Below are 19,970 nucleotides of genomic sequence, written 5' to 3'. Positions count from 1 at the left end.
GGGCAGTGCGAGCGTCTATTCCGACGCCGCTTCCCGGAGCCCGCAGCCAATGTCGACAGCCTCTCTCAAGAAATCTCCCAGGTCGAACAACGTCGCCGCCCCAAAGGCGAGCGTAAAGTCGAAGCCAGGATCCAAACCGCGATCAGCGCGCATAGACTTGCAGCAGCCGGAAGCGCCTGCCCTTAAGCACAACAGCACGGCCGACGACCACAAGACCACCAAGCAGGAACGCGTGCTCACGCTGCTCAGTCGAACCGACGGCGCCAGCATCCACGAAATAATGCAGGCGACGCAATGGCAGCAGCACAGCGTGCGAGGATTCCTGACGGGGACAGTCAAGAAGAAGCTCGGCTTCTCCCTGTCCTCCGCCAAGGCCAAGGATGGATCGCGCCGCTACCGGATCGAACCCAAACGCAATCGCTGATGCCGGCCCGCTGAACATGAATAAACCGGCGATCGATGTCGCCGAGACGGTCGCGCGGCTTTCTGCGCTAACGATCTTCGAACTGCGCATCGAGTGGCGGCGTCTACATCGTTCGCCGCCGCCGATGCGGCTCTCCCGTGATCTTTTGATCCGCGGGATCAGCTACAGGTTGCAGGAGAAGGCCTATGGCGGCCTCTCCAAAGCTGTCATGCGAAAGCTCAAGACGTTGAGCGCCGATCCGCGTCATCGCGACAATCGCAAGCCGGCGCCGCCAATCTCGCCGACGCCTGGCATGCGGCTCGTGCGCGAATGGCGCGGGACCACTTACTTGGTGCTGATTTGCTCTGAGGGAGTCGAGTGGCGCGGCCGGCGCTATCCATCGCTCTCGGCGGTAGCGCGGGAGATCACCGGCGCGCGATGGTCCGGCCCGCGCTTTTTCGGTTTGAGCAAGGCTGAACGCCGCTTCGTCGAGCGTGCTGAGGATCGGCATGCGGAAGCATGATCGTCCAAAATCCAGCACAACATTCCGCTGCGCTATCTACACGCGCAAATCCTCCGACGACGGGCTCGAGCAGGAGTTCAACTCGCTCGACGCCCAGCGCGAGGCTTGCGAGGCCTATATCGTCAGTCAGCGCCACGCCGGCTGGATCCCGCTTCCGGACATGTATGACGACGGTGGTCTTTCCGGCGGCACGATGGAACGCCCTGCCCTGCAGCGGCTGCTGGCGAACGTCAAGGCCGGCAAGGTTCAAATCATCGTCGTCTACAAGGTCGATCGCCTCACCCGCTCGCTCGCGGACTTCGCCAAGATCGTCGACGTGCTCGACGCTCATGGCGCCTCCTTCGTATCGGTCACGCAGCAGTTCAACACCACGACGTCCATGGGGCGTCTGACGCTCAACATGCTGCTCTCCTTCGCCCAGTTCGAGCGCGAGATCGCCGGCGAGCGCATCCGGGACAAGATCGCCGCCTCCAAGCGCAAGGGCATGTGGATGGGCGGCAATGTGCCGCTTGGCTATGACGTCAAAGATCGAAAGTTGATCGTCAATACTAGGGAAGCCGAGAGCGTCCGCGCGATCTTCCAGCGCTATGCCGAGCTAGGGTCTGTTTCTCTGCTGAAAGCCGAACTCGACCACCTGGGCGTCGTCAGCAAGCGTCGTGCGGGGGCTGGCGGCTGTCTTGCGGGCGGCAAGCCGTTCTCGCGCGGCGCGCTCTACCTGCTGCTGCAAAATCGCATCTTTCGCGGGGAGATCACCCATCGGGACGTGGCCTACCCCGGCCAGCATGACGCGATCATCGATGAAGAGCTCTGGCGGATCGCGCAAGACAGGCTCGCCACCAATCGACAGGAGCGTCGCCTCGCCGCAGGTGCAGAGGCGCGAAGCCTGTTGGCGGGATTGATCTTCGACGCGGACGGCGCCCGCATGACGCCGAGCCATGCGGCGAAAGGCGCAAAGCGATATCGATACTATGTCTCGGCGTCGCTTCTGACCGGCGGCCGCGCTGCATCCGGGATTCGTGTTCCCGCGGGCGACATCGAAGGGCTTGTGCTGGATCGGCTACGACAACTTATGGCGTCAAGGTCGGAGCTCGGCGCCGCCCTCGCGCCGCTTGATTTGGATGCAGCCAGTTTCGACGCGGCCCTAAACAAGGCGTCCGATCTTTCCCGGCGATGGCTCACCCTGACGCCAATCGACATTGCCGCCCTGGTCCGGCGAATCGTCGAAAGGACGCAAGTCAACCTCAACGGCATCGCGCTTCAACTCAACCGCGACGAATTCGCCAGCGCCCTGGTCGGCGACGACAAGGCGACTTACAAGCACACCGATCCGATCCTCCTGTCGATCGACGCCACGCTCAAACGCGCCGGAAAAGGAAAGCGGCTCGTGATCGACAACGAGATTGCACCTGAGATCAACCAGAAGCTGGTCGCCATGATTGTCGAAGCCTTCTCGATTCAGAAGCAACTGTTCTCCGGCGCCGACGACAGCATTGAGGCGATGACGGAACGCCTGGGCGCCAACAAAGGCCTTCTCACCGCGCTGGTTCGATTGTCCTATCTCGCCCCCGATATCATGCGCGCGCTGCTCGAAGGCCGCCAGCCCATCGAGCTGACGCCGACACGGCTCCTAAAGCTGAGCAAGGACCTGCCGCATGACTGGCGCGAACAGCGACGATTTCTCGGATTCGTCGAACTTCCATCGCCCGCAGGCGACCGAAACGCTCCATAACCCCCGACAAAAAAAAGGCCTTCAGAGACCCTCGGGCCTGCCCAACCCCGAGCGCGCGCACAAAACGTCTCTGGCTAACGGCGTCATGTTCGTAGAGGGGCTAAGTCGCAGGAATGCCCGCGTCTTTGGACAGGCTTTCAAAATCCTAGACAATCTCTAAAATGAATAGGTTACGTGGCTGGGGGACCTGGATTCGAACCAAGATTAACGGAGTCAGAGTCCGCTGTTCTACCGTTGAACTATCCCCCAAAGGGCGCCGCGCAGCGCGCACGCGAACGGCTGGTGACTTAGAGAGCGCCGCCGACGGTGTCAACCGGAACGCCGCCCAGCGCCGCCGCTCGCGCTCTAAATGCTTGCGGGGAAGGCCCTTGCGGGCGGCGCGCCGATCCTGCATGTAAGAAATTTACGCCAGCCTTCTGGCGTTACGATGATCGCCGCTCCGCATCCGTCGATGCGGCGCAGGGCGGGACGGAGCGGCTTCGCGGAAGGGATCGAGTGAGGGAAACCGGTCTACCGTCTACGGCGTCGGCGTCGGCGCAGGCTGCGCCCGAGCTTCATGTTGCCCCCGGCGTCGCTTCCGGCGCCCTCGACTCACGCCATATCTACGCCGCGCTCGACCTCGGCACCAACAACTGCCGGCTGCTGATCGCCCGGCCCGAGCACAGGCCGCGGCGGCGCAACAATGATTTTTTGCGCATCATCGACGCCTTCTCGCGCATCGTGCGGTTGGGGGAAGGCCTCGGCAAGGCTGGCCGGATCAGCGAGGAAGCGATCGAGCGCACCATCGCGGCGCTCGAAATCTGCCGCGAAAAGATGGATGCGCGCGGCGTCAACCGCGCCCGCCTTGTCGCGACCCAGGCATGCCGCAGCGCGGCGAACGGCGATGAATTCGTCGAGCGCGTCCGCGAACGCACCGGGCTGCAGCTTGAGGTCATTGACCGCGAAACCGAGGCGCGCTTCGCCGCTCGCGGCTGCGGATCGCTCGCCGATCCCGCCGCCGAAAGCGTGCTGCTGTTCGACATCGGCGGCGGGTCTACGGAACTCGTTTGGCTGACGCGCGAACGGCGCAGCGAAAATGGCGCATACGCCTTTCGCGCCTGGACGTCGCTTGAACTCGGCGTCGTGACGCTCGCGGAGCATTTCGGCGGCCGCTGCGTTTCGGCCGAGACGTTCGCGGCCATGACGCAGCAGGTGCGCGAGACTCTCACCCCCTTTGCGCGGCGCATGGCCTCCGAGCGCCGCTGTCCGCGCTTCCATCTTCTGGGCACTTCGGGAACCGTCACCACCCTGGCCGGCGTCCATCTTGGGCTCGAGCGCTACGACCGATGGCGGGTCGACGGCCTGTGGATGAGCGACGACGACGCGACCCGGGCGATCCTGCGGCTGCGGGACATGGATTTCGATGAGCGCGTCGCCAACGGCTGCATCGGACCGCAACGCGCCGATCTCGTCCTTGCCGGCTGCGCGATTTTCGAGGCGATTCGCACGCTTTTCCCGGCGCAGCGGACGCGCATCGCCGACCGGGGGTTGCGGGAAGGCATGCTGCTGGAGCTGATGGAGGCCGACGGCGCGCTGACGCGGCGCGCGTAGAGCGCTGCCCGTTCGCATCGAATCATGTGCTCGACAGGGAATCAAAATGTTTGATCAGATTCTTTGTCTGGCGGCTCGACGGCGGGCGCGCGGGGCGTCAGAAATGTCCACGACAAAATTCGAACGCTCGGGGAGCGGATGACAGACGCAGCCAATGGAGCGCGCCAACATGGGCCTTGCCGCGAGGCGCGGCGATGAGCGGACGCGGATTGTATCGGCCCTGCGTCGGCGTCTTGTTGCTCAATGCGCAAGGCCTCGCTTTTATCGGACGGCGGCGCGCCAAAGGCGCCCACGACCAGACCCGCCCGCCCTATCTCTGGCAGATGCCGCAAGGGGGCATCGACGAGGGCGAGACGCCCTATGAGGCGGCGCTGCGCGAGCTTCACGAAGAGACCAATGTGTCGAGCGTCGCCCTTCTCGGCGAGGCTCCTGACTGGCTTTGCTACGATCTCCCTAGAAACTCCAACAACCGCTGGAGCGGCAAATATGTCGGCCAAATCCAGCGCTGGTTCGCGCTGCGCTTCACCGGCGACGAAAGCGAGATCGATATTCATGCGCCGGGCTGCGGCGCGCATAAGCCCGAATTCGACGCCTGGCGCTGGGAGACGCTTTCGGCGCTGCCGGAACTCATCGTGCCCTTCAAGCGGGTCGTCTATGAGCAGGTGGTGAAGGAATTCGCGCCACTCGCCGCGGCGCAGGCCTAGAGCTAGGCCGACCGCAGGAGCCGCGCGGCGAAGAACCCGTCAATGCCGGCAAGGCGCGCATCTTCGTTCGGCCAATAATGCGGCAAGGTGCGCAGATCGCCGTCTCGGTTGATGAACGCCTCAGGGACGCCCTCGCTAGGATCGATCGGCATTCGGCGAAAATCGGGGTTGCGGCGCAAAAACGCGGCGATCTGCTGTTCGCCCTCCTCAGGCTCGAGCGAGCAGGAGCAATAGACGATGCGTCCGCCCGCCCGCGTCAGGAGCGCCGCGCGATTAAGCAGCTTTGTTTGCAAACTCGCGAGCGTTTCGATGTCACCCGGCTTCTTGGTCCAGGACACGTCGGGATGACGCCGGATCGTTCCCGTCGCCGAACAGGGCGCATCGATCAAAATCGCGTCGAAAGGCTGCGCCTGATAGGCGGCGGCGTCGCCGACGGCGACCTCCGCGTGCAATTGTAGCCGAGCGAGATTGGCGGCGAGCAGCTTCAGGCGCTCCGCCGAACGGTCCAGCGCGACGACCTGCGCGCGGGCAAGCGCCATTTGGGCCGTCTTGCCGCCAGGCGCGGCGCACATGTCGAGCACGCGTTCGTCGGGCTGCGGCGCGAGCAGGCGCGCCGGCAGAGCGGCGGCCGCGTCCTGCACCCACCACTCGCCGTCCTCATAGCCTGGCAGCTCGCTGATCGGCGCGTGGGTGCGCAGCCGCACCGAGCCTGTCGGCAGCACGACGCCGTCGAGCCGCTCCGCCCAGCCCTTCGGATCGTCTTTGACTGTCACGTCAAGAGGCGGCTCGAGCATATGCATGGCGGCGATGGCCCGCCCAACCTCTTCGCCATAATGCTTGCGCCAGCGTTGCGCCAGCCATGGCGGCGCATCGTGCTCGCCGCTTGCCGCGAGGTCCAGGAATTCCTGCCGCCGTCGCGCGAGGTTGCGCAGGACGCCGTTGACGAGCCCGCTAAAGCCGGCGGTTTTCGGTTCGAGGCGCGCCGCGCGCACCGCGAGATCGACGGCGGCGTGATCGGCCGCGTCGAGAAACAGGATCTGCGCCGCGGCGGCGATCAGCGAAAACTCAAGCCGCGCAGCCTGACGCGGCAACCCTTTTTCGAGGAGTTCGCCAAACACATGACGGATGAGGCCGAGCCGGCGCACCGCAACGGTGACGATCGAGCGGGTGAGCGAGACGTCACGGGCGTCGAGTCCCGAGAGGCGCGATGGCACGGCGTTCGCCGCGAAACACTCATCGAGACGATGGCCGCCCTGCACGATGTCGCCGATGATGTTGGCGGCGGCGAGGCGCGCCGGCAGCCCCGGAATCTTCGCCGCTTCGGCTTCCCGCACCGCTTCCGCGGGCACAAAGCCTTGCCGCGAGCCTTGACGCGCCGGCGCACGCGCCGATTTGGCCCGGGCGGAAATTGATCTACTGTCGCTGTTCGCCAAACGGCTTCTCCCTCCGCGACCGAACCGAATCATAGCACAATAGGCGCGGCCGCGGGCGACGAATGCATACAGGAACGGACCATGTCGATGGCAGAAGACCCAGCGCGTTCGACAGAGCAGCGCACGCAGCCGCCGCCCGCCGCGCAGCGCGCATTGGCCGAAGCGGAGGCGCGGCGCCGCGCGGCGGCGCAAGCTCCGGCCCCGCCGCAAGAACTTGGCGGCCGCGGCGGACCCGACCCGGCGCGCTACGGCGACTGGGAAGTCAAAGGAATCGCTAGCGATTTTTGATCCGCGCGCTCATGCGCGTTTCTGGAGAACGTCCCGATATGAAAAAACGAACAGCGTTAGGCGGTCTGTTTCTTTGTCTGACGTTCTCCGTCGCCCGACTGGAGCCGGCGCAAGCGCAGAGCCTCGATCTCGCGTCGAGCAAGGTCGTCGATCTCAGCCACGCCTTCAACGCCGAAACCGTCTACTGGCCGACGTCGCCGTCGGGTTTCGAGCTTAAAGTGCTGCACAAGGGGCCGACCAAGGCGGGTTTCTTCTATTTCGCCAACGCCTTTTGTTCGCCGGAGCATGGCGGCACCCATCTCGACGCGCCGATGCATTTCGCCGAGGGCCGCTGGACGAACGCCGAGATCCCGGTCGAGCGCTTCGTCGGCCCGGCGATCGTCATTGACGTCGCCGCCAAGGCCGAGGCGAACCCGGATTATGTGCTAACCGTCGAGGAGATCGCCGCCTGGGAGGCGGCGCACGGCCGCATTCCCGATAAGGCGATCGTGCTGCTGCGCACCGGATGGAGCGCGCGCTGGCCAGACAAGAAGGCCTATCTCGGCGACGACACGCCGGGCGACGCCACGCATCTCCATTTTCCGTCTTTTGGACCTGAGGCGGCGGCGTGGCTCGCGAAAGAGCGCCGCCCCAACCTCATCGGCGTCGACACGGCGAGCGTCGACAACGGTCCGTCGCAAGACTTCATGGTGCACCGGATCATAGGCGCCGCCAATATCGGCGGGCTCGAGAACCTCGCCAACCTCGATCAGCTGCCGCCGACGGGCGCGATCCTCGTCGCTTTGCCGATGAAGATCGAAAAAGGCTCGGGCGGCCCTGCCCGCATCATCGCGCTCGTCCCGCGATAAACGCGGTTACCCGACGCCCTTGGCGCGCAGGAAGGCCAGCGCCCTTTCCCAGGCGTCGCTGGCGGCGTCCGGCCGATAGCTGTCACGATAATCTGCGAAGAACGCATGCGGCGCATCGGCATAGACGATGATCTCGGCAGGCGCCTGCGCCTTCTTCAGGCGCTCTCGCATGGTCTCGATGAGTTCGGCGGGAATGCTCGGATCAGCGCCGCCGTACAGGCCCAGCGTCGGCGTTTTCAGCTCCCCCGCGATGTCGATCGGCCAGCGTGGCTGCGCCGGCGTATGCGGCCCATCAAGCCGCCCGTACCACGGAATGCAGGCGAGGAGTTGCGGATTGTGCGAGGCATAGAGCCAGGCGATGCGCCCGCCCCAGCAAAATCCGGTGATCGCCGCGCGTCCGGCGTCCCCGCCTCTCGTCGCGGCGTCAGCGAGCGCCTGATCGAATATCGCCATCGTCTCGGCGTCGGGGACCCTGGCGACGATGGCGCGAATGGCCTCTATGTCCGGCGCGTCTTGCGGGTCCCCGTAGCGAATGAGGAAGTCGGGCGCGATGGCGAGATACCCGAGCTTCGCGAATCGCCGGACGATGTCACGGATGTGTTCGTGCAGGCCAAAGATTTCCTGCGCCACGAGAATAATCGGAAAACTCCCGCCGGTCCGCGGGCGGGCGAGATAGGCCGGCGCGCCGCCCGGCAGAGTCGTCATGCCGGCCTCGAGTCCTTCGACGTCCGTAGCGATGGCGCTTGGCGCGGGCGCGCTCGCCGCTTGGGCGAACCGGGCTGGGTGGTCTGAAGGCGAGGTCACGAGGCCTCCTACCAAGCTGACGTCGAGGATTAGCTATGAAGAGGACCGGCTTTGTCCAGCGGGCCAAATCTACGCCGTCCGGTTTCCACCAGTTCTGACCGCCAGGAGGCCCTGCGGGAACGTAAAAGTCTGGCGCGCCAATATCGCGCCGCAACCTCGACTTCTCTTTGCGCGCAAAACCTCGTATATCGCCGCACCGTCATCGGCGGACCCACGCCGAAGGAGAGAGGAAGCCTTGGTCGCCCTCGTTCTCGCCCGGGGCGAGCGCCCTCTTCCGATGTCGATAAAAGGCGCGGCGGCTCCTATCAAAGGAAACCTCCCATGATGCAGCGATCCGACGCCGGTCCCGCCTCCGGCGGCGATGGGACGCAAGCTCATGCGCAACTCGGAGACGAGCGCGCCAAGGGCGGGCTCGCCGGCCTCATCATCGGATCGATCGGCGTCGTCTATGGCGACATCGGCACGAGCCCGCTGTACGCGCTGCGCGAGTCGCTCGCCCATCAGGTGGAGCATGACGCGCTGACGGAGGAGTCCGTCATCGGCGCCATCTCGCTGCTTATTTTTGCACTGATTTTCACGGTGACGATCAAATACGTCATCTTCGTCATGCGCGCCGACAACCGCGGCGAAGGCGGCATCCTTTCGCTGATGGCCTTGGCGCAGACCGCCATGGGACGTCGCACGAAAGTCGCTTTCATGCTCGGCGTCGGCGGCGCGGCGCTCTTCGCCGGCGAGGCGATTATCACGCCGGCGATCTCGGTGATGTCGGCGATTGAAGGCCTGGAGCTTGTCACTCACCGCTTCAGCGAATTCGTTCTGCCGATCACCATCTTCATTCTCGTCACGCTATTCTGGGTGCAAAGTCACGGAACGGCGCGAGTGGCGGCTTTTTTCGGGCCGATCATGATCGTCTTTTTTCTGACCATTGGCGTTTTGGGCGCGATGCATATTCCCGAAGCGCCGCAGGTGCTGCGCAGTTTCGATCCGCGGCAAGGCATCGCCTTTCTCGTGACCCACGGCTGGCTCGGCTTCGCCGTGCTCGGCTCGGTCTTCCTCGCGGTCACCGGCGTCGAGGCGCTTTACGCCGACATGGGTCATTTCGGTCGCGGGCCGATCCGCACGGCCTGGCTCGGATTCGTGTTGCCGGCGCTGCTGCTCAACTATCTTGGTCAGGGCGCGCTCGTGTTGTCGCGCCCCGAAGCCGTCGGCAACCCATTCTTCCTGCTCGCGCCGGACTGGGGGCTTTTGCCGCTTGTCGTCCTGTCGACGCTGGCCACGACAATCGCCGCGCAAGCGGTGATCACCGGAGCGTTCTCGCTGGCGCGGCAAGCGATTCAGCTTGGCCTCATTCCCCGGTTGGAGGTGACGCATACCTCGGCGTCGCAGGAGGGCCAGATCTATATCGGCCGCATCAACCGGCTGCTGCTCATCGGCGTGCTGCTGCTCGTCATCGCTTTCAAGAGTTCGTCGGCGCTTGCCTCCGCCTATGGCATCGCGGTCACCGGCACCATGGTGCTTTCGACGTCGCTGCTGTTCATCGTCGCCTGGCGCAAATGGGGCTGGCCGCTGTTCGCGGCGATCCTCTTCGCCGCCTCTTTCCTGGTCGTCGAATTCGCTTTTCTCACCGCCAATCTGATGAAGGTCAAAGATGGCGGCTGGGTGCCGCTCGCGCTCGGCGGCTGCGTCATGATCATCATGTGGACCTGGACGCGCGGCACGCGTCTTCTCGCCGAGAAAACCCATCGCGACTCCATTCCAATGATGGAGCTCATCGCGATGCTGCAGAAATCGAAGCCGACGCGCGTGCCCGGCACGGCGGTCTTTCTGACGAGCGATCCGGCTGTCGCGCCGACCGCGCTGATGCACAATCTCAAGCACAACAAGGTTCTGCACGAGCGCGTGCTGGTGATCTGCGTGAGAACGGAGGACCGGCCCCGCGTTGCGCCGGGCAAGCGCTTTGAAATAGATAAGCTCAGCGACGATTTCTACCGCGCCACGCTCCACTACGGCTTCATGGAGAGTCCTCGCGTTCCGGCCGCGCTCGCCGCCATGCGCAAGGCCGGACTGAAATACGACATCATGACCACGAGCTTCTTCCTGGGGCGGCGTTCGATCAAGGAAAGCCCCTCCTCCGAAATGCCCGTCTGGCAGGACAAGCTCTATGTCGCGCTCACCCGCCAGGCCGCCAACGCGACGGACTTCTTCTCAATCCCGTCCGACCGCGTCGTCGAACTCGGCGCGCAAGTGACGATTTAGCGCGCGCGAAAACAGTGGACGGGACGGGACCCAGGCACTAAGCAACGGCGGCCCGCGTGGCTCGCCTGAGAGCCGAAAAGGGCCTGGCGGCGCCCGGTCGAGAGGGCTTTTTGAAGAATTCGCCGGCTTACGAAGGACGTCTGTCGCTTATGCCCACCCGCATCGATGATCGCTTCGCCGCCCTCAAGAAGGAAGGGCGCGCCGCCCTCGTGACCTTTGTGATGGCGGGCGACCCGGATCTCGCGACGTCGCTCGACATATTGCGCGGCCTGCCCGGGGCCGGGGCGGACGTCATCGAGGTCGGCATGCCTTTCACCGATCCGATGGCGGATGGGCCGGCGATCCAGGCGGCCGGCCTGCGCGCGCTCAAGGCGGGGACCACGCTCAAGAAGACCTTAAAGCTCGTCGCCGACTTTCGCGCCGGAGACGACGCCACCCCCATCGTGCTGATGGGCTACTACAATCCGATTTATGTTTATGGCGTCGACGCCTTCCTGCGCGACGCCCGGAAGGCCGGCGTCGATGGCCTGATCGTCGTGGACCTGCCGCCGGAGGAAGATTCGGAACTCTGCACCCCCGCGCGGGAGGCCGGGCTGAACTTCATCCGCCTCGCAACGCCGACGACCGACGACAAGCGGCTTCCCAAGGTGCTCGAAAATACAAGCGGCTTCGTCTACTATGTGTCGCTTACCGGCATCACCGGCGCGGCGCTTGCCGACTACGCCGGCGTCAGTCAGGCTGTTGCGCGCATCAAGCGGCACACAGCGCTGCCGATCGCCGTCGGATTCGGCGTCAAAAATGCGGAGAACGCCGCCGAGCTCGCCCGGAACGCCGATGGCGTGGTCGTCGGCACGGCGCTGGTCCAAGCGCTCAAGGCTTCGCTCGACGCGGAGGGCCGCGCCGGACCGTCAAGCGTTGACGCTGTGACGGGGCTCGTCGCGTCCATCGCCGAAGGCGTGCGCGACGCCCGCCCTAAGGGCGGCGTGATGAGTTGGCTGACGAGGCTCGTGTCATGAATTGGTATTCGAACGTCGTCCCGCCGAAGATCAAGGCGCTGATCAAGCGAGAAGCGCCCGAAAATCTCTGGGTGAAATGTCCCGAGAGCGGCCAGCTCGTCTTCCATAAGGACATCGAGGCCAATCTCTATGTCGTGCCCGGCTCGGGCTACCACATGCGCTGTCCGGTCGAGACGCGGCTCGCCAGCCTTTTCGACGACGCCGAATGCGAGCTGATTCCGACGCCGGAAGCGCCTTTGGATCCGCTCAAGTTTCGCGACATCAAGCGTTACGTCGACAAGCTGAAAGAATATCGGGTCAAAACCGGCATGGCGGACGCCGTGACGGTCGCCTTCGGCAATCTCGAAGGCTCGCCGGTCACCGTCGCCGTACAGGATTTCGATTTCCTGGGCGGCTCGCTCGGCATGGCGGCCGGCGAGGCGATCATCGCCGGCTGCGAATACGCGCTCGCCAAACGCACGCCTTTTGTGATCTTCACGGCGTCCGGCGGCGCGCGCATGCAGGAGGGCATGTTCTCGCTCATGCAGATGCCGCGCACGACCATCGCCGTGCAGCGCCTGCGCGAGGCGCGCCTGCCCTATATCGTCGTGCTGACCAATCCGACGACCGGCGGCGTCACGGCGTCCTACGCCATGCTCGGCGACGTGCAGATCGCCGAGCCCGGCGCGATCATCGGCTTCGCCGGCGCCCGCGTCATCGAGCAGACGATCCGCGAGAAGCTTCCCGAAGGCTTCCAGCGCGCCGAATATCTATGCGATCACGGCATGGTCGATATGGTGGTGCCGCGTCAGGAGCTGCGCGAGACGCTGGCGCGCCTGTGCGGTCTCCTGACCAAGTCGCCGCCGCGCCGCGCCGCCGCCTGACATCGCGAGGCGCAGCCGCAATGGATCAGCACGACGCGATCCTGTCGCGACTGCTCACGCTCCATCCGAAGAGGATCGATCTGTCGCTGGGGCGCACGGAGCGGCTGCTCGCCGCGCTCGGCCGACCGGAACTCAGACTGCCGCCCATCATTCACGTCGCCGGCACCAACGGCAAAGGCTCGACGATCGCTTTTCTGCGCGCCATGCTCGAAGCCGCCGGCAAGCGCGTGCATGTCTACACGTCCCCTCACCTCCTGCGCTTCAATGAGCGGATTCGTCTCGGCGCCGAGGGCGGCGGAACGCTTGTCGACGACGAGCGTCTGAAGGCGGCGCTCGAACGCTGCGAACAGGCGAACGCGGGGCAGCCGATCACCTTCTTCGAGATCACGACGGCGGCGGCCTTTTTGCTCTTCGCCGAAGCGCCGGCCGACTGGCTGCTGCTCGAGACGGGCCTCGGCGGACGCTACGACGCGACCAATGTCATCTCGCAGCCCAAATGCGCCGTCATCACCTCGATCTCCCTCGACCATCTCGAGTTCCTTGGCGATACGGTCGAAAAGATCGCCTATGAGAAGGCCGGAATATTGAAGAAGGGCGCGCCGGCCGTGATCGGCTTCCAGTCGGAGCCCGTGGCGCGAACGCTGGAGCGAGAAGCGCGACGCGTCGGCGCGCCGCCGATCGTCGCCGGCCGGGACTTCCACATCTCCAACGAGAACGGGCGCCTCGTTTATGAGGACGAACGCGGTTTGCTCGATCTGCCGCTGCCGCGTCTCGCCGGACGCCACCAGCATGAAAACGCCGCCGGCGCGATCGCCGCCCTGCGCGCGGTCGCCCCGGAGATTCCGGCTGCGGCGATCGAAGCGGGGCTGACGCGCGCCGAATGGCCGGCGCGGCTGCAGCGGCTCATACGCGGGCGCATCGTCGATCTCGCGCCGCCCGGCGCCGAGGTGTGGCTCGACGGCGGCCATAATGAGGATGGCGGCCGCGTTCTGGCCGAGGCGATGGCCGAGTTCCACGACAAGGCGCCGCGACCGTTGGCGCTGATCTGCGGGGCGCAAACGACCAAGGACATTCGCGCGCTGCTCAAGCATTTCGTCGGACTGGCGCGCGAAGTTGTCGCGGTGCCGGTCGAGGGCGAGCATAAGAGCTGGCCGCCCGAGGATGTCGCGAGCCTCGCCAGGGCCGAGGGGATGCCCGGCGCCGCAGCGGGAGGCGTCGAGGAAGCGCTCGCGCTCCTTTCGACGCGCAGCTTCGACGCGCCGCCGCGCGTGCTCATCGCCGGTTCGCTTTATCTCGCCGCCTCGGTGCTCGCCGCCAATGGCTCGCTGGTGGAATAGAGACGTGCTCGCCGCCGCCGCTGCGCCAAATGCCCCCAGCCCCTCACCTTACCTCTCCCCGCAGGCGGGGAGAGGTGATAACCCGCTCGCGGGGAAAAGTGAGATGAGGGGCCTGGGGTCGTCGAGCTCGCGTCGGGAGCGCAACGCGACGTGGCGCCCTGACTGCACTATAAGAGACACGTCCATAGGGCTGTTTTCCCTAACTGGAGCCAAGAACTCATGACCCTGATGTTGGCGAGCGTTCTCTCCCGCGAAGAGGCGGAGATCGCCCTCGCGCGCGGCGCCGACATCATCGACTGCAAGGCGCCCTCGCGCGGCGCGCTGGGCGCCCTCCCCCTCGACACCGTCGCTGATATTGTCGCCTTCGTCGACGGCCGGCGGCCGGTCAGCGCCGTCGTCGAGCTGCCGCACGACGTCGCGCATGCGCTGCGCGACTTTGAGGAGGTCGTCGCAGCAGGCGTCGATTATGTGAAATTCGCCCTGCCGGCGACGCCCGACGCCGTCGAGATCATCGAGGCGCTGGCGCCGCTGACCGCAAAAACAAAGCTCGTGGCCGTCCTCTTCGCCGATCTCGGCCCCGAGTTCGACAATCTCGAACCGCTGGCCGGCGCCGGCTTTCATGGCGCGATGCTGGATACCGCGCATAAAGGCAAGGGCCGACTGCTCGACTATATGAGCGTCGGCGCGCTGTCCGAATTCGTGGCGCGCTGCCGCGCGCTCGGGCTCGCCTCCGGGCTCGCCGGCGCATTGGAGTCTCCGGACGTGCCGCGCCTGCTTGTCACGGGCGCCGACGTGCTTGGCTTTCGCGGCGCGCTCTGTGCGCATGGCGAGCGGCGCGCCGCCATCGACGCCCACGCCACGACGCTGATCCGCGATCTGATCCCATCGACCCGAGGCGCGCACGCCGATTTTTTCGCCCATTTGTCGTTCCTCGGCCGCGGCTATATCGAGCCTGCGGGCGCGAACGACACCGATTGCGTGTTTCTCAAGGATTATGTCGCGCCCGTCGAGATCGGCGCCTACGCCCACGAACACGGCCATACGCAGCGTGTGCGTTTCAACGTCGAAGCGGAAGTGACCCGCATAAACGGCTCCGACGACATGCGCTCGATCTTCTCCTATGACGTGATCATGGACGCGATCAAAATGATTCTCGCCGGCGGCCATATCGAGCTGGTCGAAACGATCGCCGAGCGCCTCGCCGAAAGCGTTCTGCTGCATGAACGCGTGCGCACTGTGACCGTGCAGGTTGAAAAGCTCGATGTCGCGCCGGGCGCCGTCGGCGTGAAAATCCGCCGCGCGCGCGCCCATGAGGACGCGCGTCGCCTGCAGCCGGCGCCGATGCGCATCGATGCCGTCAAGTAACGCGCCCCTCGTCGTTAAACTCGGCGGGAGCCTGCACGCTTCCCCGGCGCTCGCCGATTGGCTTGCGGCGCTGAAGCGCTATCCGCGGCCGCTGACGATCGTTCCCGGCGGCGGACCCTTCGCCGACACGGTGCGCGCCGCGCAGCCGACGATGCGCTACGACGATGCGACCGCACACGCCATGGCGATTCTGGCGATGGAGCAATATGCGCTGGCGCTCGCGAACCGTGACGATTCGCTGGAGCTCGCGGCCTCTCGTGACGCGATCGCAGCGGCGCAGGCGCGAGGACGAATCGCGCTTTGGCGGCCGAGCGCCATGGTCGCCGCGGCCGACGACATCGCGCCTTCCTGGGACGTCACCTCCGACAGTCTCGCCGCCTGGCTTGCCAAAAAAATCGGCACCTGCGCGCTGACGCTTATCAAAAGCGTGGATGTCAGCGATGGCGCCTCAATGACCGAGATTATGCGCAAGGGCGTTGTCGATCCGGCGCTTCCGGATTATCTCGATGGGACGCCGCTCTTTATCGCAGGCCCCTCGTCTCTCCCGCACGCCGCCACGCTTCTTGCCGACGGCGTCCCGCCGGGCGCAGCCATCGCAAATTTTCCAACGCGGAAGTTCGCCTGATGACCAAAAAGAAAGTAGTCACGCCGCGCTGGGGTTGGGCGCTCACCGGATCTGGGCATTTCTTCACCGAATGTCTCGAGATGATCCGCTCGCTCGACCACGTCGATCTTTTCGTCAGCAAGGCGGCGGCGGAAGTCGTGCGCATGTATAAGCACGATCTCGATCTGCCGGAGACGGTTCGCATCTTTAAGGACACCACCGCGAGCGCCGCCCCGGTCGGAAATTTTTACTACAACTTTTATCACACACTGGTTCTCGCGCCGGCGACCTCGAACACCGTCGCGAAATGCGTCGCCGGCATTTCCGACAACCTTGCGACGAATGTCTTCGCGCAGGCCGGCAAATGCCGCGTGCCGACGATCGTTTTCGCCTGCGACACCGCGCCCGAACTCGAGACGCGCGCGCCCAAGGGCATGGTGATGGTCTATCCGCGCCGCATTGATTTGCAGAACACCGACGCGCTTAAATCCTTCGAAGCGACGCAGGTCGTCGAAAGCCTCGCGGCGCTGCAGGAGGCGGTGGAGCGCCGCCGACGCGAAGTCGAGCCGCAACCTTAACGAAAGCTCCGCATGAGCGAGCGCCTGCTGTTCCTCACCGGCCATCTTGCACTGCCGCGATTGGAGCGCTTGGTCGCGAGCTTCGGCGAAGCGGCGCAGGAATGGCGTATCCACGACATTGGCGTGAAGGTCGCGGCGCTGATGACCCAGGAGATCATTCGGCGTCGCCTGCCGCGACCCGTGCAGGCTGACCGTGTCATCTTGCCCGGGCGCTGTCGCGCCGATCTCGCCGTGCTGACCGACGATTTTGGCGTCGTCTTTGAACGCGGGCCGGAGGAGATCGCCGATCTTCCCGCCTATCTCGGGCGCGGCGGCGCGGCGCCGGATCTCTCGCGCTACGACATGCAGATTTTCGCCGAGATCGTCGACGCGTCAAAGATGAGCGTCGCGGATATTTCGGTCAAGGCGCGCGAACTCGCCGCCGGCGGCGCCGACGTCATCGATCTCGGCTGTCTGCCGGATACGCCTTTCGATCATCTCGAGGAAACGATCGCGGCGCTCAAGGTCCATGGCCTGAAGCTGAGCGTCGACTCGGCCAACGTCGCCGAGCTTGAACGCGCGGCGAAGGCCGGCGTCGATCACCTCTTGAGTTTGGACGAAGAAACGCTGTCGATCCTTCCCGACAATTCACCCATTATTCCGATTCTGACGCCGCGGCCGCACGGCGATCTCGACTCGCTGCAGCGCGCCGCACGCCGCGCGCGCGAGCGCGGAATCAGCGCCATTCTCGATCCGATTCTCGATCCGATTCACTTCGGCCTCGCCGCCTCGATCGCCCGCTACGTCGAATTGCGCGCCCGCGAGCCTGAGGCCGAGATCATGATGGGAACGGGCAATCTCACGGAGCTTACCGACGCCGACTCCGCCGGCGTCACCGCGGCGATGCTCGGCATATGTTCCGAACTCGATATCCGGCACCTGCTCACGGTGCAGGTGTCCCCTCATACGCGGCGAACGCTGCAGGAGCACGACGCCGCAAGACGTTTGATGTTTGCGGCGCGCACCGACCGCGCTCTGCCAAAGGGCTATAGCGACGCCCTGCTGCAGATCCACGACCGCAAACCCTATGCTGCAACGCCGGAAGAGATTGCCGCGCTTGCACGCGAACTGCGCGATGCTAATTTCCGCATAGATGTGACGCAGGACGGCGTGCACATCTACGCCAAAGGATTCCACCATGTCGCGGCAGACGCGATGGCGCTCTTCCCGCATCTTGCCGTTGAGCATGACGGCGCCCACGCTTTTTACCTTGGCGCGGAATTAATGAAAGCCGAGATCGCCTACAAGCTCGGCAAGCGCTATCGTCAAGACGAGCCGCTCGACTTCGGAGTCGCGACGGACGTCAACGAAGAGGACGCGACGCGCTTCAAGGAAATGGGTCACACCATGCGCAAAGCGGGCGAAGGACCTGCGAAAGATGCCTCTGATACATGAATGCGTCGTCACGACGCTGTCGCCCGAAGGTCGACCGCATATCGCGCCGCTCGGACTGATCGAGGAACAAGGTTACTGGATCGCGGCGCCGTTTCGCCCCTCCTCAACTCTGTTCAATCTCACGCATAATCCCAAAGCGACGGCGAGCTTTACCGACGATGCGCGGATTTTTGCCGGACTCGTCGCCGGCCAACGCAACTGGCCGCTCACCGACATTGAAGACTGGCCCGCGCCGCGCCTTTCCGCCGCGCTGGCGCACGCCGAACTCATCGTCGCGCGCGTCGAGGAGCACGACTCGCGGCCGCGCTTCTTCTGCAGAGTGAGGCGGATTGAATCGCATCGCGCCTTTCTCGGCATGAACCGGGCGCGCGCCGCCGTGCTGGAAGCAGCGATTCTCGCGACGCGGCTCGACATGCTGCCACGCGAAAAGATCGAGAGCGAACTCGCCTATCTGCAGATCGCCATCGACAAAACCGCCGGCGAGGCCGAGCGCGAAGCCTGGGACATGGTGAAGGCGAAGATCGACGCGCATCAGCACGCCAAAGCAGCGGCGCAGTAGGGGCTTTACGGCAGATCGAGCAACGCCAGCGCCGAAGCCGGCGCGCAATTCGCCGCCCTTGCGGCCATATCCGTCGGCGCTGCGATCAGATCGGCGAAATCGATGAATGTTCGGCCTTGCGCATGCGCCAGACGCGCAGCGAGTTTGCGGCCAACGCCAGCGCCCACTATCGGCGCGTCATACGCAATCGCGTCACGCGATTGGAGCAACGCCATCTGATCTTCGATGGCGCGCAATTGCGCGCGCGCAAGATACAGCGCGAAGGCGCGCCATTGCGCATCGCTCAATTCGGCGGCGTCACGCCCGGCAAGACGCGCCAGCCGCGCGCGCGACGCCGCCGCCGTCTTCGGGCGCCCGTCCGCCGTCGGCGAAAGATCGGCGTCGGTTTCGCCTTCGGGGAGATCAGCGAGCACGCGCCGCACGTCGGCCATCGACGCAAAAGCCTCGTTGACGAGCGGCGTCCACCGTCCGGCGATCGGCGCATGCGCCGCATAGGCGTGAGGCGCGCCGCGCGAAAATCCGGCATAGACGAGTTCGCCACAAGCGAGGCGCTCGGCGTCGCTCGATCCAAGCGCCGCGACACGTCCGGCGCAGATCGGCGCAAGGTCCGTCGTCGTCGATCCAATGTCGATGAAAAGCGCCTCGGCGCAATGGCGCGCGACGAATTCAGCCGAGGCGCGCCAATTCGCCGAAGCGACGGCGTCGACATGGGCGTCCACCTCGTCGCGCGTCAGGAAACCTCGTTCGCCGGCGTAAAAAAGAATGTCAGGAACGCCGATCTCACGCGCGGCGATGGCGGCCACCGTAAGGACGCCGCGCGACCGACTTTCGAAGGCGTCGGAGAGCTCCGCCGTCATTGTCAGGCGATGACGCTCGGCCCCGCCGAGCGCTGCGCGCGCGTCGCGGAGCGCCTGCTCCAGGCTGGCGACGCCTTCATGCGGGGCGCAGGCGATCTGAACGACCGCCGTCAGGCGGCCATCGTCCGCGCGCGCCGCCTTGATATGGGCGCCGCCAATATCCCAGCCGATGACCGCCGCCATCCGCCTCTCCCAAAAGAAAAAAGGGGAGCCGCGCGGCTCCCCTTCGATACTGAAGACGTTCGCGCGGTTCAGTTCGGCGCGAAGGGGTGCTTGGCTTCGTTGCGCTTGGCGACGACTTCCGAAGCCTTCGGCTCGCCCTTGACGGCGCGCGCGATGGCTTCCTTCGTCGCGGTGTAATTGTAGTCCTGGATCTTCTTGTCGTCCGAAGCGTCCCAGTGAATGAACACGCCGACCGCAATGAAGATGTCGTCGGCCTCATCCATCGGGATCACGCCCTCGGCGACCGAATCCGCAACGGCCTTGGCGACGCCATGCTGCGCCGGGCCGAACATCTGAACGGCCTGCTTGGCGCCCTTGATCGTCACCTTGTTGAAGAGGATCGTGTTGGGCTTGCACAGCAGGTTCGGGGCGACGACGGCGAGCAACGTCGTGAAGCCGTCCTTGTTGTTGACGAGCGCATTGGCGAAAGCGAGCTCCGCCGCCGAGCCGCGCGGCCCCATGATCAAGTCGATATGCGCAACTTCATTGCCGTCGCCGACCAGCGACTCGCCGACCAGCATTTTGTTGATCAAAGCCATGTTTTTCTCCCAGAATTC

The 19,970-nt window shown here is 65.1% G+C and carries 20 protein-coding genes and 1 tRNA gene; 16 read left to right on the top strand and 5 right to left on the bottom strand.

All coding sequences use genetic code 11. From position 1 onward, the window contains the following. Nucleotides 1-157 precede the first annotated feature (157 nt). From IYX23_RS07020 to IYX23_RS07010, 3 genes are read left to right on the top strand one after another with little or no spacing between them, the layout of a single operon-like run. Nucleotides 158-424 carry a DUF3489 domain-containing protein gene (locus tag IYX23_RS07020; RefSeq protein WP_246716548.1) on the top strand — a complete coding sequence of 89 codons (267 nt, stop codon included), beginning with the start codon at nucleotides 158-160 and terminating at the stop codon, nucleotides 422-424. Nucleotides 425-440: 16 nt separating this feature from the next. Beyond that, on the top strand, nucleotides 441-926 hold the full coding sequence (locus IYX23_RS07015; RefSeq protein WP_196394671.1) for a DUF2924 domain-containing protein: 486 nt from the start codon (nucleotides 441-443) through the stop codon (nucleotides 924-926). Then, nucleotides 913-2,655, top strand: coding sequence for a recombinase family protein (locus IYX23_RS07010; RefSeq protein ID WP_196394672.1), 1,743 nt, complete (start codon nucleotides 913-915; stop codon nucleotides 2,653-2,655). The genes IYX23_RS07015 and IYX23_RS07010 overlap by 14 nt, the downstream gene beginning before the upstream one ends. Before the next feature lie 175 nt (nucleotides 2,656-2,830). Here the strand turns inward: IYX23_RS07010 and IYX23_RS07005 are convergent. Then, a tRNA-Gln gene (locus IYX23_RS07005) sits at nucleotides 2,831-2,904 on the bottom strand. Between the two features lie 246 nt (nucleotides 2,905-3,150). Between IYX23_RS07005 and IYX23_RS07000 the strand changes: the two genes are divergently transcribed. Continuing rightward, nucleotides 3,151-4,245 (top strand): Ppx/GppA phosphatase family protein, encoded by a 1,095-nt coding sequence (locus tag IYX23_RS07000; RefSeq protein WP_196394673.1) that lies wholly within the window; start codon nucleotides 3,151-3,153, stop codon nucleotides 4,243-4,245. A gap of 194 nt (nucleotides 4,246-4,439) precedes the next feature. Beyond that, nucleotides 4,440-4,949 carry an RNA pyrophosphohydrolase gene (locus tag IYX23_RS06995; protein ID WP_196394674.1) on the top strand — a complete coding sequence of 170 codons (510 nt, stop codon included), beginning with the start codon at nucleotides 4,440-4,442 and terminating at the stop codon, nucleotides 4,947-4,949. Between the two features lie 2 nt (nucleotides 4,950-4,951). On the opposite strand, the gene IYX23_RS06990 is transcribed toward IYX23_RS06995, so the two are convergent. Further along, complete coding sequence (locus IYX23_RS06990) at nucleotides 4,952-6,298, bottom strand: transcription antitermination factor NusB (protein ID WP_196394776.1); 1,347 nt, start codon at nucleotides 6,296-6,298, stop codon at nucleotides 4,952-4,954. 165 nt (nucleotides 6,299-6,463) lie between these two features. On the opposite strand from IYX23_RS06990, the gene IYX23_RS06985 reads away from it, so the two are divergent. Both IYX23_RS06985 and IYX23_RS06980 read left to right on the top strand, forming a co-directional pair. Beyond that, nucleotides 6,464-6,670, top strand: a complete 207-nt coding sequence (locus IYX23_RS06985) for a DUF1674 domain-containing protein (RefSeq protein ID WP_196394675.1) — start codon at nucleotides 6,464-6,466, stop codon at nucleotides 6,668-6,670. 38 nt (nucleotides 6,671-6,708) lie between these two features. Further along, entirely contained in the window at nucleotides 6,709-7,518 is an 810-nt protein-coding gene (locus tag IYX23_RS06980; RefSeq protein ID WP_196394676.1) for a cyclase family protein, read from the top strand. Nucleotides 7,519-7,524: 6 nt separating this feature from the next. On the opposite strand, the gene IYX23_RS06975 is transcribed toward IYX23_RS06980, so the two are convergent. Beyond that, nucleotides 7,525-8,322 carry a dienelactone hydrolase family protein gene (locus IYX23_RS06975; protein WP_196394677.1) on the bottom strand — a complete coding sequence of 266 codons (798 nt, stop codon included), beginning with the start codon at nucleotides 8,320-8,322 and terminating at the stop codon, nucleotides 7,525-7,527. A 321-nt stretch (nucleotides 8,323-8,643) separates the two neighbouring features. On the opposite strand from IYX23_RS06975, the gene IYX23_RS06970 reads away from it, so the two are divergent. The 9 genes from IYX23_RS06970 (at nucleotide 8,644) to IYX23_RS06930 (ending at nucleotide 18,334) form a co-directional block, all read left to right on the top strand. Beyond that, the gene (locus IYX23_RS06970) at nucleotides 8,644-10,578 is read left to right on the top strand and encodes a potassium transporter Kup (RefSeq protein WP_196394678.1); all 1,935 of its coding nucleotides are present in this window, start codon (nucleotides 8,644-8,646) and stop codon (nucleotides 10,576-10,578) included. Nucleotides 10,579-10,727: 149 nt separating this feature from the next. Continuing rightward, nucleotides 10,728-11,594: a tryptophan synthase subunit alpha gene (gene trpA / locus IYX23_RS06965; RefSeq protein ID WP_196394777.1), complete on the top strand. Its 867-nt coding sequence runs from the start codon at nucleotides 10,728-10,730 to the stop codon at nucleotides 11,592-11,594. Next, nucleotides 11,591-12,457, top strand: a complete 867-nt coding sequence (gene accD / locus IYX23_RS06960) for an acetyl-CoA carboxylase, carboxyltransferase subunit beta (RefSeq protein ID WP_196394679.1) — start codon at nucleotides 11,591-11,593, stop codon at nucleotides 12,455-12,457. The genes trpA and accD overlap by 4 nt, the downstream gene beginning before the upstream one ends. 20 nt (nucleotides 12,458-12,477) lie before the next feature. Further along, nucleotides 12,478-13,794 (top strand): folylpolyglutamate synthase/dihydrofolate synthase family protein, encoded by a 1,317-nt coding sequence (locus IYX23_RS06955; protein WP_196394680.1) that lies wholly within the window; start codon nucleotides 12,478-12,480, stop codon nucleotides 13,792-13,794. A 219-nt stretch (nucleotides 13,795-14,013) separates the two neighbouring features. Then, nucleotides 14,014-15,159 carry a (5-formylfuran-3-yl)methyl phosphate synthase gene (locus IYX23_RS06950; RefSeq protein WP_196394681.1) on the top strand — a complete coding sequence of 382 codons (1,146 nt, stop codon included), beginning with the start codon at nucleotides 14,014-14,016 and terminating at the stop codon, nucleotides 15,157-15,159. Further along, nucleotides 15,146-15,784 (top strand): uridylate kinase, encoded by a 639-nt coding sequence (locus tag IYX23_RS06945; RefSeq protein ID WP_196394682.1) that lies wholly within the window; start codon nucleotides 15,146-15,148, stop codon nucleotides 15,782-15,784. The genes IYX23_RS06950 and IYX23_RS06945 overlap by 14 nt, the downstream gene beginning before the upstream one ends. Then, nucleotides 15,784-16,341: a flavoprotein gene (locus tag IYX23_RS06940; protein ID WP_018409685.1), complete on the top strand. Its 558-nt coding sequence runs from the start codon at nucleotides 15,784-15,786 to the stop codon at nucleotides 16,339-16,341. Before IYX23_RS06945 ends, IYX23_RS06940 begins: the two co-directional genes overlap by 1 nt. A 12-nt stretch (nucleotides 16,342-16,353) precedes the next feature. After that, a complete protein-coding gene (locus IYX23_RS06935) occupies nucleotides 16,354-17,775 on the top strand; it encodes a DUF6513 domain-containing protein (protein WP_196394683.1) in 1,422 nt (473 codons plus the stop codon). After that, nucleotides 17,759-18,334, top strand: coding sequence for a DUF447 domain-containing protein (locus IYX23_RS06930; protein ID WP_196394684.1), 576 nt, complete (start codon nucleotides 17,759-17,761; stop codon nucleotides 18,332-18,334). The genes IYX23_RS06935 and IYX23_RS06930 overlap by 17 nt, the downstream gene beginning before the upstream one ends. Before the next feature lie 5 nt (nucleotides 18,335-18,339). On the opposite strand, the gene IYX23_RS06925 is transcribed toward IYX23_RS06930, so the two are convergent. Both IYX23_RS06925 and fae read right to left on the bottom strand, forming a co-directional pair. Beyond that, the gene (locus tag IYX23_RS06925) at nucleotides 18,340-19,374 is read right to left on the bottom strand and encodes a hydantoinase/oxoprolinase family protein (RefSeq protein ID WP_196394685.1); all 1,035 of its coding nucleotides are present in this window, start codon (nucleotides 19,372-19,374) and stop codon (nucleotides 18,340-18,342) included. Nucleotides 19,375-19,442: 68 nt separating this feature from the next. After that, nucleotides 19,443-19,952: a formaldehyde-activating enzyme gene (gene fae, locus IYX23_RS06920; RefSeq protein WP_026223198.1), complete on the bottom strand. Its 510-nt coding sequence runs from the start codon at nucleotides 19,950-19,952 to the stop codon at nucleotides 19,443-19,445. Nucleotides 19,953-19,970: the final 18 nt, after the last annotated feature.

It is taken from the genome of Methylocystis sp. L43, assembly GCF_015709525.1.
GTDB lineage: Bacteria > Pseudomonadota > Alphaproteobacteria > Rhizobiales > Beijerinckiaceae > Methylocystis.
This window is presented reverse-complemented; position numbering and strand designations above follow the sequence as displayed.